This is a genomic window from Bacteroides sp. 2_2_4, assembly GCF_000157055.1.
Taxonomy (GTDB): domain Bacteria; phylum Bacteroidota; class Bacteroidia; order Bacteroidales; family Bacteroidaceae; genus Bacteroides; species Bacteroides ovatus.
The window spans coordinates 15,180-28,013 of sequence record NZ_EQ973367.1 but is presented as its reverse complement, the minus strand read 5'-3'; the positions used below and the strand labels follow the sequence as shown (position 1 = coordinate 28,013).

Here is a 12,834-nt window from a genome sequence, read left to right as displayed (position 1 = left end):
GATTGAAAAAGGAGATGAAACTCCTATATGATGTTTCATCTCCTTCGTATTTGTTTTTATTTTTAGCGGGCGGCAAACATAAAATTGCTCATTGTAGCCTGGCGTGCTGCCAGCATGCCTTGAGCATCCAGCGTTACATTCATCTTTTCGCCATTTGGCAAGAACAAATCAGCAGTGCCATCATTGTTCATTTTTACTAATTCAGCGCTTTCACCGTTTGCAACGACATTCCATGTGTTGGCTTCTTTGTTGTAGATCAGGTCCATTGAAGCAGTTTCGCCCTCTTTAGTAATGGAATATCCATTCTCAAGAGTTTTCACCATGTAGTTGCCGTTTTCTCCTTTTACTTTCTTTACGTCACCTACATTAGCCATCGGATTGGAGCCACTCCAGAATTCGATTGAGTTGATAACTAAAGCATCAGCCAGGTAAGCTACACCATAAACCGGAACAATGTTGAAAGCAAGGAATACGAGTTCGTTTACAAACTTGTTTCCAACTGATTGATTCCAGGAAGACAGGCGGTTGAATAAACCAAATGATCCTACACAAGAACTGAATAATAAGCTACCACTAAGTACTACTGCGACTAAAGTCAGTTTTCCTCTTTTCATGTTAAAATGTTTTTGATTAATAAAAAATATTGATAATTTCTCTCTTATGTGTATGCAAATATAATATTTTTTAATTAATCGGGGCTGTTATTTCTAATTTTTGTATACTCTTGACTTCCGCCGTGACAATTCGTTTCCTATGATATGGTCTATTGAAAATTTACCGGGACCGGCAATATACATCAATATAAATACAACTAAATAGATGAAAGCTAGCTCTTTAACCGCAAATACGTCATTAGCATGAACAACAAAGAAGGCTACTATCATTGTGAAAATCATCGGGATCATTGCCAAGCGATACAGGAATCCGATGATAAATGCCATCGAACATACGAGTTCGCCAAAAATTGCTAATCCGAGAGATAGGGGACTTCCTATTCCAAGCGGATCAGGAAATACTGCTGACATCTCCTGGAAGTTACTCCATTTCTGGATACCGTGGTTCATTAATAATATACCGAAGATGATCCGGACAGCCAATAGCAACAAAGATACTTTCGTTGTATTCGATTTTGTGGGAAATAAAAAACTATAAATCATAAGTTGTTCTATTTTTAAGTTTATATCTATTTATATAAACATAAAAAATATTGAATTTGTTCTCTATTGATAGCAAAATTTGTTTGGACCTTATTCCTTATTTAAAACATAATGGTCTGCAAGTTCTCCGGTTATTTCTTGTTTATCCATTGTTAGTTTGCGTAAATGATTTTCTTCTACTTTATAATAAGAAAGTTCTCCGCCTTCTTCATTAAGAGTCAATAGGTTGTCTTTTAAAGTATATGTACCTTTTTCGTCAAATGAGCTGTCTCTATCGATATATACGGAATGGAGGCTGAATGTTTTGTCCGGATTTAATGTCAGGGTTGTTTCAATACCCGGACAATCGGCAGCGGGGAAAACTCCTTTATAAGTTCCTTCGTAATCAAGTGAATTTTCCGCATTATGGATATCGGTTACTTCGATTGAAGTACTGTCTGCACCGGCACTCTTGTTTGTTTTCGCGCTATTGTTGCATGCTGCCAAAAGAGCACATGAACATACTAAAATGAAAATTTTCTTCATAATTATTGTTTCTATTAGTTAGTCTAATTGAGTATATTGGACGTAAAGGTATAAATTTAAAATGGAATCTTTATAGTAAAAAGAAACGAACAACTTTATTTATGAATAAATAAACTTTGTATCTTTGCGGAAAATTCTAAAGATATGGCACAACATACTTATGACAATGAAGCTGTTCAGGAATTATTGAACTGGGCAAAAAAGATGATTGAGACAAAGAATTATCCAACAGAAAGATATCAGGTCAATAAATGTACTACCATTATTGATGGTAAATCGTATTTGGAATCTTTGATTGCAATGATTTCCAGAAACTGGGAGAATCCGACTTTTCATCCCACTATTGAGCAATTATGGGAGTTTAGGGAAAAGTGGGAAAATAAAGAAGCGTAGCAAATTGCGATTCAATGTTGAATGATAAATCATTTATGAATATAGAAATGCACTCTAATCATGTCAGATAAGAGTGCATTTCTATTTTATTAGTTTGATATTTATCAGCTTCCTAAAAAGGCAGCCATCTTTTCTTCTTTTTCAGGGATGTTTTTTCTTCTTCTCCGTTTTGGCTATAGATATCTGCAAACGTCTTTTTCTCTTTAATCATTTCGTAAATGACTCCCCAGTCTGGTAAACCACCCAGATTTCGATCGTCAATGAACATGTCGGCTTTCAACTTTCGAGAGAATCCCTGATGGCCTTTCTGCTCTTCAGGATAATCCTTATTAACGGCATAAAATTCTAAACCTCTGGCTTTACACCATTCGACAGCTTCGTCCAGAAGTGCTCCTTCACGCACACTCCACAGTATTAAACGATGCTTTTCTTGTTGCAATAACTTCAATGTGTCAACAGCGAATGGAATCTCTTCACCAATGCGTGGATAACGATGTTCTACAATCGTTCCGTCAAAATCAACAGCTATAATCATAGTTTTTAATTACCTAATTTGGAACAAAGATACGGACAGTAAGCCAAAAAAACGTATCTTTGTCTCAAATTAACATTTTAATAAAAATATAAATACATGAACAATTCCCCTCAGCGTGCTGCTAAAGGCTTTACGAGAGCATTTTGGGTCAGCAACACAGTCGAACTGTTTGAGCGTATGGCATATTATGCCGTTTTTATCGTTCTCACTATTTATCTATCTTCCATTTTAGGTTTTAATGATTTCGAAGCAAGTATGATTTCCGGGCTTTTTTCCGGTGGATTGTATCTGCTTCCTATTTTTTCCGGTGCTTATGCTGACAAGATCGGTTTCCGGAAATCAATGATTATAGCATTTTCCTTATTATCCATCGGATATTTAGGGTTGGGTGTACTGCCCACTTTACTGGAAGCTGCCGGTTTGGTTAGTTATGGTGCCACTACTCAATTTAATGGTTTGCCTGATAGCTATACCCGGTGGATCATCGTGCCGGTTTTGTTTGTACTTATGGTGGGAGGTTCTTTCATTAAGTCCATTATCTCCGCTTCTGTGGCTAAAGAAACAACGGAAGCAACCCGTGCCCGTGGTTATTCCATATTTTATATGATGGTAAATGTGGGTGCTTTCACCGGTAAAACGATTATCGATCCTTTGCGTAATGTCATTGGTGAACAAGCGTATATCTATATTAATTATTTCTCCGGTGCGATGACAATAGTTGCTTTACTTGCTGTTATTCTTCTTTATAAATCGACGCATACGGCAGGTGAAGGAAAAAGTCTCCATGAGATTGGACAGGGATTTATGCGAATCATCACAAACTGGCGTTTATTGATTCTTATTTTGATTGTTACAGGTTTCTGGATGGTGCAACAGCAGCTTTATGCCACTATGCCTAAATATGTGATTCGTATGGCTGGAGAGACGGCAAAACCGGGTTGGATTGCCAACGTGAATCCGTTTGTGGTGGTTTGCTGCGTTAGTTTTATCACTCGTTTGATGTCCAAACGCAGTGCGATTACTTCGATGAATGTGGGAATGTTTTTGATTCCTATTTCGGCATTACTGATGGCATGTGGAAATTTGTTGGGTAATGATCTTATTACAGGTATGAGCAATATTACTCTGATGATGATTGCGGGTATAGTTGTGCAGGCGCTTGCCGAATGTTTCATTTCACCGCGTTATCTGGAATATTTCTCTTTACAGGCTCCTAAAGGAGAAGAAGGAATGTATTTAGGATTCAGTCATTTGCATTCATTCCTTTCTTCCATTTTCGGTTTTGGTCTGGCGGGAATTCTGCTCACTAAATATTGTCCGGATCCGGCTTTGTTCGAGACGCGGGAAGCATGGGAGGCAGCTAGTGGAAATGCCCATTATATATGGTATTACTTTGCTGCTATAGGCCTGATTGCCGCTGTAGCGCTACTATTATTTGCAAAAATCACCGAATCCATCGACAAAAAGAAGGAGGCTTCTCGGTAATTCTCTGCTTTTTTATGTATATTTGCCGTCACTTTGCTGTAAAAGTTGACGGCATTTTGCATTTTAATAAAGAGGATAAAACATGAAAGTAAAATTTATAAGCCTGGCGAGTGGCAGTAGCGGGAACTGTTATTATCTGGGCACTGAAACCTATGGGATACTGATAGATGCCGGAATCGGCATACGTACTATCAAAAAATCACTGAAAGATTATAATATCTTGATGGATAGTATTCGTGCGGTATTTATAACGCACGATCATGCTGACCATATTAAAGCAGTGGGTAATCTGGGAGAAAAAATGAATATTCCTGTTTATACAACCGCACGTATTCATGCTGGAATTAATCGTAGCTATTGTATGACGGAGAAACTTAGCTCGTCAGTTCGTTATCTGGAAAAGCAAGAGCCTATGACGCTGGAAGATTTTCACATCGAATCTTTTGAAGTGCCACACGATGGAACGGACAATGTGGGGTATTGCATTGAAATTGATGGCAAAGTCTTTTCTTTCTTAACCGACCTTGGAGAGATTACTCCTACAGCTGCTCATTATATCAGTAAAGCCCATTATCTGATACTTGAAGCCAACTACGATGAGGAAATGCTCAAAATGGGGCCTTATCCTCAATATCTGAAAGAACGGATTGCAAGTAAAACCGGACACATGAGTAACTCTGATACTGCAGAGTTTCTGGCGGAAAATATTACTGAACATTTGCGATATATCTGGTTATGCCATTTAAGTAAAGACAATAATCACCCGGAGCTGGCTTATAAAACGGTGGAATGGAAATTAAAGAACAAAGGTGTTATTGTAGGCAAAGATGTGCAACTACTTGCTTTAAAGCGAAATACGCCTTCCGAGCTTTATGTGTTCGAATAAAGACGAAAAAAAGATAGTAAAAAAGCTGCATGATTGTTTGGTCAAATAAAATAAAAGACCTACTTTTGCAACCGCAAACGAGGAATTAAGCACTCTTAGCTCAGTTGGTAGAGCAACTGACTCTTAATCAGTGGGTCCAGGGTTCGAATCCCTGAGGGTGTACAAATTCGACGTTGCAATAAAAATAAAATGTTGCACTCTTAGCTCAGCTGGTAGAGCAATTGACTCTTAATCAATGGGTCCAGGGTTCGAGTCCCTGAGGGTGTACAAAGATTATTAAAAGGAGAACTTAAAAGGTTCTCCTTTTTTGTTAAGAGTCTTTGTTGTTACAGTTCAGCTATAGGAATAAAAAATACCGCTACTCAAAGCTATATTCGACTTTGGTAGCGGTATTTTTTTATAGTGTAACTACTATCTATTAGAACTTGAAGAAGTTCTTGGCATTGTTGTAGCTGATATCTTCAATCATTTGGTTTACACGATCCATTTCAGATGCCGGAATTTCTCCGTTTTCTACGTCACGTCCTACCAGGTTACACAATGTACGGCGGAAATATTCATGACGCGGGTAGGATAGGAATGAACGAGAGTCGGTCAACATACCTACGAAGCGGCTCAAAAGACCGAGTACTGACAAAGCATTCATTTGTTTTTCCATACCATCCTTTTGATCGAGGAACCACCATCCGGAACCAAATTGGATTTTTCCCGGGATAGAACCATCCTGGAAGTTACCCAGCATTGTTGCAATTACTTCGTTGGCGCATGGGTTCAAGTTGTAGAGGATTGTTTTAGTCAATTTGCCATTAGTGTTTAGGCGATCAAGGAATTTAGCCATTGCTTTGGCAGTTGTGAATTCACCGATAGAGTCGAAACCTGTATCAGCACCCAGTAATTTAAACATCTTCGTGTTATTGTTACGAATAGCGCCGTAATGGAATTGTTGAGTCCATCCTTTTTCCCAGTCCATTTCACCGAAGATCACAAGCATTGCTGATTTGAATTTCAGAATTTCTTCCTTGGTCAATTCTGCGCCACCATATACCTTATTAAAGATGGCTTTGATTTCAGCATCTGTATAATCTTCTGCGTAGAATTCTTCAATACCATGGTCAGACAGACGGCAGCCTTGTTCTGCGAAGAAGTCATGACGTTTGCGCAAAGCAGCGATCATATCATCAAAGTTGGAGATGATAACGCCACTTACCTCTGCCAGTTTTTCTACATAACTGCGGAAATCTGCAGGGACTTCTACAGCCATAGCCTTATCAGGACGCCATGTTGGTAACATCTTGATTTCAAATCCGCTTTCGCGTGTTTTGATATGATATTCCAATGAATCGATAGGATCATCCGTTGTGCAAACGGCTTCTACATGATAACGACGCATCATTCCACGAGCTGAATATTCGGGTTGAGACAGTTTCTCGTTACATTCATCGTAAATTTCACGTGCGGTTTGTGGATTCAATATTTTATTGATACCAAATGCCGTTTTCAGTTCAAGGTGAGTCCAGTGGTACAATGGGTTGCGGAAAGTGTAAGGTACTGTTTCCGCCCATTTTTCAAATTTTTCCCAGTCTGTGGTATCTTTTCCCGTACAGAAACGTTCGTCTACACCGTTTGTACGCATTGCACGCCATTTGTAGTGGTCACCGCCCAACCAGATTTCAGTCAGTGATTTAAACTTGTAGTCGTCAGCTACCATTTGAGGGATAAGGTGACAGTGATAGTCGATGATCGGCATTTTAGCCGCATGCTCGTGATACAACTTTTGCGCAGTTTCTGTTTGCAGCAAGAAGTTTTCGTCCATGAAGTTCTTCATTATTACTGTGTTTTAAGTATATAAAATTATTACTTTCTATATTTATACCTATATAGTATTGATTTTAAAGCTAATAGGCGTAAATCTTGTTTTAGTTTTATTAACCGTTATCGAACACAAAAATAGAAAATTTACTTGGAGTAACAAAATAATTCGTATATTTGCAGCGATTATTTATAATATTTAAGTTTTAGCACTATGGAGGACCAGAACTATACCATTAAAGACATTGCCCGTATGGCCGGTGTTTCCGCCGGAACGGTTGACAGGGTGTTGCACAATCGCGGTGACGTGTCTCCCAAAAGCAAAGCCAAAGTACAAAAGGTGTTGGATGAGATTCATTATCAGCCCAATGTGTTTGCTATCGGTTTGGCTGCTAAAAAGAAATATTCTTTCCTCTGTTTGATACCTTATTATATAGAGCATGATTATTGGCATTCGGTAGTAGGGGGGATTGAGCGTGCCCGGCAAGAATTACGTCCTTTTAATGTGAGTATAGATTATTTGTGCTATCACCATGGGGATGAGAAGAGTTATCAGGAAGCCTGCCTTTCTATAAAAGAAAAGAATGTGGATGCGGTATTGATTTCTCCGAATTTTCGGGAAGAGACACTGGCGCTGACAGCCTATTTACAGGAAAATAAGATTGCTTATGCTTTTGTCGATTTCAATATGGAAGAAGCGAAAGCGTTGACGTATATCGGGCAGGATTCATATAAGAGCGGATATATCGCAGCGAAAATATTGATGCGCAATTATTCGGCAGGAGAAGGCCAGGAGTTGGTTTTGTTTTTAAGTAACAATAAAGATAATCCGGCTGAAATACAGATGCAACGCCGTTTGGATGGTTTTATGAGTTACATTGCCGAAGAATATAATAACTTGGTAATCCATGAGGTAGTACTTAATAAATCCGATCAGGAAAGTAACCAACAGACATTGGATGAGTTTTTTCAGGCGCATCCGAAGGCTTTACTGGGAGTTGTATTTAATTCCAGAGTGTATCAGTTGGGAGAGTATCTTCGTCATGCGGGACGTAGCATGAAAGGACTGATAGGATATGACCTTCTGAAAGCAAACGTAGATTTATTAAAATCCGGTGATGTGCATTATTTAATCGGGCAACGTCCGGGTTTGCAAGGATATTGTGGGGTGAAGGCGTTGTGCGACCATGTCGTGTTTAAGAAGTCTGTTGAACCTGTAAAATACATGCCTATTGATATCCTGATAAAGGAAAACATTGATTTTTATTTTGAATTTGTATAATATCAACTTTATAAATTACAACTAACATGAAAGCATTAAACAAAGAAACTGCTCCTAAAACACAACGTCCGGAGCGTATTATCCAATTTGGCGAAGGTAACTTTTTGCGTGCATTTGTAGATTGGATTATTTATAACATGAACCAGAAAGCTGATTTCAACAGCAGTGTAGTAGTGGTTCAACCGATTGATAAAGGTATGGTCGATATGCTGAATGCACAGGATGATCTTTATCATGTAAACCTTCAAGGATTGGATAAAGGAGAGGCTGTTAACAGCTTGACAATGATTGATGTAATCAGCCGCGCTTTAAACCCATATACTCAAAATGACGAGTTTATGAAGTTGGCAGAGCAACCTGAAATGCGTTTTGTTATTTCAAACACTACAGAGGCTGGTATTGCTTTTGATCCGGCTTGTAAACTTGAGGATGCTCCTGCTTCATCTTATCCGGGTAAGCTGACTCAATTACTCTATCATCGTTTTAAAACATTCAATGGTGATAAGACAAAAGGTTTGATTATTTTCCCTTGCGAGCTTATTTTCCTGAATGGTCATAAGTTGAAAGAAACAATTTATCAATATATTGAATTGTGGAACCTGGGTAATGAGTTTAAAACTTGGTTTGAAGAAGCTTGTGGTGTATATGCAACATTGGTAGACCGTATTGTTCCGGGATTCCCGCGCAAGGATATTGCTGCTATCAAAGAAAAACTGCAATATGATGATAATCTGGTTGTTCAGGCTGAAGTTTTCCATTTGTGGGTTATTGAAGCTCCGCAGGAAGTTGCAAAAGAGTTCCCGGCTGACAAGGCAGGCTTGAATGTATTATTTGTACCGTCAGAAGCTCCTTATCACGAACGTAAGGTTACTTTGTTGAATGGCCCGCATACTGTTCTTTCTCCGGTTGCCTATCTCTCGGGAGTGAATATTGTACGTGATGCTTGCCAGCACGAAGTGATTGGCAAATATATCCACAAGGTAATGTTTGACGAACTGATGGAAACTTTGAACTTGCCGAAGGATGAGTTGGAGAAATTTGCAAATGATGTATTGGAACGCTTCAACAATCCGTTCGTGGATCATGCAGTAACCAGCATCATGCTGAATTCTTTCCCTAAATACGAAACTCGTGATTTGCCGGGATTGAAGACTTATCTGGAACGTAAAGGTGAACTTCCTAAAGGACTGGTACTTGGTTTAGCCGCTATCATTACTTATTATAAAGGTGGTGTACGTGCTGATGGTGCTGAAATTGTTCCGAATGATGCTCCTGAAATCATGAACCTGCTGAAAGAACTTTGGGCAACAGGTTGCACAAAGAAAGTTGCCGAAGGTGTTCTGGCTGCAGATTTTATCTGGGGAGAAGATTTGAATAAGATTCCGGGATTGACAGAAGCCGTAAAAGCTGATTTGGATTCTATCCAGGAAAAAGGAATGCTTGAGACCGTTAAAGGTATTCTGTAATTAGAAGACTAAATAAAAAAATAGCGCCACTGTCCTCTGAACAAGTGGCGCTATTTTTTATTATCAAGTTATTTATTATTCTTGTTCAGCCGTATGCAAAATAAATGTAGTAGCTCCAATTGTCACAATAGCGCCATCTTCAATGCGTACACGGTCTTTATCTCCCAGAATTTCATTCATAAGGAAAGTACCTGTGAGACTAGGAGCATCTCGTAATGTGTAGACTAGCTTTCCTTGCTTATTACGCTTTATATTGATGATGCAATGGCGTCGATCCATGCTCATATCACCACTTTCAATGGGAGTATTAATGTTTGTTCCTACACAACGGCGGCCTATGACATTGTCACCTTCCTGCAAGGGAAGTAACTGTTTAAAACCAAATACATTTTCGATAACAGTGATATATCCGAATTCTTCTTTATGAGATTCAGCTTCTTCTTCCAGGTTTTCTTCTTTTCTAAGAGCCTTAACTTTACTTTTTCCTAACCGGATACTGAATTGCTTGCCACAATGTTCGCATTCAAATACCAGTGATTGGCCTTCGCTATACTTGGTTTCATCAAATAAAGATAATTCTCACATTTAGGACAAAGAACTCGTTTCATGCTTTTAAAAGGGTTTTTTATTTAGCCAGTAACCAGGCATTCTTATAAGTTTCGTTTTTTCTTAGCTCAAGTAATTGCTTGGTCGCTTCATCACGGTTGTTGAATGAACTGATACTGACACGTACTTTGTCATCAGTGTTCAGAGCTTTTGCATCAGCAAATCCTTTTGATTTTAATTGGGTTGCAATAGCTTCTGCATCTTTCAGGCTGATTCCTCCTGCCACAATGATATGAAAAGGATGATTTGCACTTTCTTGAGATTTCACCGCAGGAGCAGGAGCCGCTGTTTCCTGTTTTACCACTTTCACTTCTCTTACTGCAATCGGTTTGGAAGTCTTGGCTTTATCCGTTGTATGCTTTTTAGCAGATGAAGTTTTGGTTGAAGCGGAAGAAGCAGAAAACTTCTTTGCTTGTTGCGCAGCATCGTTCTTAACATAAACAGGAGTTATTGCAACCGATTGCTTTTCTATTTGCTCAAAAAGCTCGCTGGGCAATAACTGTGCATAATTGTTCTTTTGAACATCGGTATTCTCTACCGGAGTTGAAAAGGCAAAGAACAGTACGATGGCAGCAATCATTGCTGCAGCATTGCGGAGATACGCACGGTTGATACTAATTTCAAAAGTCTTCTTTTCCTTTTCCGGATAAGTCGGTATCAATACTTTTTCTTTCTGCTGCAGAGCCGAAAGTTCATGTATTTCAAAAGAGTCGAGACCATATAATGAAGGAGTTGTTATCTTATAATCATAAGGAACGAACTCGTAGTTGCCATAAATGTTAGATTGAATCTCGCCTATATTATCCAGATGGGCTTTCCCTTCCTCATGAAGGAGACCGATAAATTCGTTTACTTCTTTTTCTACTATACGGCTGGCGTCAGCAAAACTTGTGTCGTATGCTGACATATAAGATTGCACCAGTACGCCGTCATTCAGTTTTAATTGAGGATTAAAACCGATTGTACGGGTAGGAGGTAAAAATATATTTTCTTCCTTTACGCGGGTTGCGGGCGAATAATGCGCTACAAAACCACCAAATCCCGGAACAATGACGCAGTCGTTTTCCAGTAGTAAAGTCTCTATATGTTGTGCCAATTCAATCATGTCTGCAAAATTAAGAGATAAATTGAATATATCCCAGAAAACTTCGAAAAATTCACTACTTTTGCATCGTTTTATTTATCACTATCAATAATGAACTATATACAGACAGAAATAGACGGAGTATGGCTGATCGAGCCTAGAGTTTTCTCCGATGAACGGGGCTATTTTATGGAAGCCTATAAGAAAGAAGAGTTTGAAGCCAATATTGGTCCCGTAAACTTTATACAGGACAACGAGTCGAAATCATCTTTTGGTGTATTGCGTGGATTGCACTATCAAAAAGGAGAACATAGTCAGGCGAAACTAGTTCGTGTTCTTAAAGGAGAAGTGCTCGACGTTGCCGTTGATTTGCGTAAATCATCGCCTACGTTTGGAAAGCATGTTTGTGTATTGCTTAGTGAAGAAAATAAGAGACAATTTTTTATTCCCCGTGGTTTTGCTCATGGCTTTGCTGTCTTGAGTGAAGAAGCTGTTTTTACATATAAGGTAGATAACAAGTATGCTCCGCAAGCGGAAGCCTCTATTTTATATAATGACGAAACATTGGGGATCGACTGGCCGTTGGCAGAGTCGCAAATGTTATTATCTGCGAAAGACAGAGAGGGAACTGCCTTTAAAGATGCCGCTTATTTTGAATGAATTTCTAAACAAACAATAGATTAAGTATGAAAATTGCAATCGTGGGAACAGGGTATGTGGGGCTGGTATCAGGTACATGCTTTGCCGAAATTGGCGTGAATGTAACGTGCGTAGACACGAATAAGGAGAAAATCGAATCTTTGCAAAAGGGGAATATGCCGATTTATGAGAATGGATTGGAAGAGATGGTGCTCCGTAATATGAAAGCAAAGCGATTGAAGTTTACTACCTCATTGGAAAGTTGTCTGGATGAAGTGGAAGTTATATTCAGTGCAGTTGGAACTCCTCCGGATGAAGATGGCAGCGCTGATTTGAAATACGTATTGGAGGTGGCCCGTACCATTGGTCGCAATATGAAACAGTATAAATTGGTAGTTACCAAAAGTACCGTTCCGGTAGGCACTGCCAGTAAGGTTCGTGCGGTTATTCAGGAAGAACTGGATAAGAGAGGCGTGACGGTTGATTTTGATGTGGCTTCTAATCCGGAATTCCTTAAAGAAGGAAATGCTATCAGTGACTTTATGAGCCCGGACCGCGTGGTAGTGGGAGTGGAGTCGGCACGTGCGGAGAAATTGATGTCCAAACTATATAAACCATTCTTATTGAATAATTTCCGTGTGATTTTCATGGATATTCCGTCTGCGGAAATGACTAAATATGCGGCAAATTCGATGCTGGCAACCCGTATAAGCTTTATGAATGATATTGCAAACTTGTGCGAGATTGTTGGTGCGGATGTGAATATGGTGCGTAGTGGGATCGGTTCGGATACTCGTATCGGACGTAAGTTTCTGTACCCGGGTATCGGATATGGTGGTTCCTGCTTCCCCAAAGATGTGAAGGCATTGATTAAAACAGCAGAACAGAATGGTTATACCATGCGGGTACTTACGGCTGTGGAAGAAGTGAATGAGAACCAAAAAAGCGTCTTGTTCGAAAAGTTAAT

The 12,834-nt window shown here is 39.2% G+C and carries 13 protein-coding genes, 2 tRNA genes and 1 pseudogene; 9 read left to right on the top strand and 7 right to left on the bottom strand.

The genetic code is table 11. The features are described from left to right. Nucleotides 1–62 precede the first annotated feature (62 nt). From BSCG_RS05430 to BSCG_RS05440, 3 genes are all read right to left on the bottom strand, one after another. Nucleotides 63–614, bottom strand: coding sequence for a DUF3332 domain-containing protein (locus BSCG_RS05430; protein WP_004295891.1), 552 nt, complete (start codon nt 612–614; stop codon nt 63–65). Nucleotides 615–707: 93 nt separating this feature from the next. Next, nucleotides 708–1,157: a DoxX family protein gene (locus BSCG_RS05435; protein ID WP_004295892.1), complete on the bottom strand. Its 450-nt coding sequence runs from the start codon at nt 1,155–1,157 to the stop codon at nt 708–710. A gap of 90 nt (nt 1,158–1,247) precedes the next feature. Then, the gene (locus BSCG_RS05440) at nt 1,248–1,682 is read right to left on the bottom strand and encodes a copper resistance protein NlpE (RefSeq protein ID WP_004295893.1); all 435 of its coding nucleotides are present in this window, start codon (nt 1,680–1,682) and stop codon (nt 1,248–1,250) included. Nucleotides 1,683–1,826: 144 nt separating this feature from the next. On the opposite strand from BSCG_RS05440, the gene BSCG_RS05445 reads away from it, so the two are divergent. Continuing rightward, complete coding sequence (locus BSCG_RS05445; RefSeq protein WP_004295894.1) at nt 1,827–2,075, top strand: DUF6965 family protein; 249 nt, start codon at nt 1,827–1,829, stop codon at nt 2,073–2,075. A gap of 112 nt (nt 2,076–2,187) precedes the next feature. Here the strand turns inward: BSCG_RS05445 and BSCG_RS05450 are convergent, their stop codons facing one another. Continuing rightward, entirely contained in the window at nt 2,188–2,610 is a 423-nt protein-coding gene (locus tag BSCG_RS05450; RefSeq protein WP_004295895.1) for a BT0820 family HAD-type phosphatase, read from the bottom strand. A gap of 96 nt (nt 2,611–2,706) precedes the next feature. Here BSCG_RS05450 and BSCG_RS05455 point away from each other — a divergent pair, with 96 nt between their 5' ends. The 4 genes from BSCG_RS05455 (at nt 2,707) to BSCG_RS05470 (ending at nt 5,248) form a co-directional block, all read left to right on the top strand. Further along, nucleotides 2,707–4,095, top strand: a complete 1,389-nt coding sequence (locus BSCG_RS05455; RefSeq protein ID WP_004311677.1) for a peptide MFS transporter — start codon at nt 2,707–2,709, stop codon at nt 4,093–4,095. 82 nt (nt 4,096–4,177) lie between these two features. Further along, nucleotides 4,178–4,981, top strand: coding sequence for an MBL fold metallo-hydrolase (locus tag BSCG_RS05460; RefSeq protein WP_004295897.1), 804 nt, complete (start codon nt 4,178–4,180; stop codon nt 4,979–4,981). 89 nt (nt 4,982–5,070) lie between these two features. After that, a tRNA-Lys gene (locus BSCG_RS05465) sits at nt 5,071–5,143 on the top strand. Nucleotides 5,144–5,175: 32 nt separating this feature from the next. After that, nucleotides 5,176–5,248 (top strand) — tRNA-Lys (locus tag BSCG_RS05470). Nucleotides 5,249–5,399: 151 nt separating this feature from the next. Here the strand turns inward: BSCG_RS05470 and uxaC are convergent. Further along, nucleotides 5,400–6,806 (bottom strand): glucuronate isomerase, encoded by a 1,407-nt coding sequence (gene uxaC / locus BSCG_RS05475; protein WP_004303152.1) that lies wholly within the window; start codon nt 6,804–6,806, stop codon nt 5,400–5,402. Nucleotides 6,807–7,004: 198 nt separating this feature from the next. On the opposite strand from uxaC, the gene BSCG_RS05480 reads away from it, so the two are divergent. After that, nucleotides 7,005–8,072 (top strand): substrate-binding domain-containing protein, encoded by a 1,068-nt coding sequence (locus BSCG_RS05480; RefSeq protein ID WP_004303151.1) that lies wholly within the window; start codon nt 7,005–7,007, stop codon nt 8,070–8,072. 26 nt (nt 8,073–8,098) lie between these two features. Continuing rightward, nucleotides 8,099–9,538 carry a tagaturonate reductase gene (locus BSCG_RS05485; RefSeq protein WP_004295900.1) on the top strand — a complete coding sequence of 480 codons (1,440 nt, stop codon included), beginning with the start codon at nt 8,099–8,101 and terminating at the stop codon, nt 9,536–9,538. A gap of 75 nt (nt 9,539–9,613) precedes the next feature. Here BSCG_RS05485 and BSCG_RS05490 read toward each other — a convergent pair. Both BSCG_RS05490 and BSCG_RS05495 read right to left on the bottom strand, forming a co-directional pair. Beyond that, nucleotides 9,614–10,146 (bottom strand): annotated as a pseudogene (locus BSCG_RS05490) (FHA domain-containing protein). Nucleotides 10,147–10,163: 17 nt separating this feature from the next. Beyond that, a complete protein-coding gene (locus BSCG_RS05495; RefSeq protein WP_008776988.1) occupies nt 10,164–11,249 on the bottom strand; it encodes an SPOR domain-containing protein in 1,086 nt (361 codons plus the stop codon). A gap of 90 nt (nt 11,250–11,339) precedes the next feature. On the opposite strand from BSCG_RS05495, the gene rfbC reads away from it, so the two are divergent. Both rfbC and BSCG_RS05505 read left to right on the top strand, forming a co-directional pair. Continuing rightward, nucleotides 11,340–11,888: a dTDP-4-dehydrorhamnose 3,5-epimerase gene (rfbC, locus tag BSCG_RS05500; protein WP_008776987.1), complete on the top strand. Its 549-nt coding sequence runs from the start codon at nt 11,340–11,342 to the stop codon at nt 11,886–11,888. 26 nt (nt 11,889–11,914) lie between these two features. After that, nucleotides 11,915–12,834: UDP-glucose dehydrogenase family protein (locus BSCG_RS05505; protein ID WP_008776986.1), on the top strand; the 920-nt coding region annotated here is incomplete at its 3' end.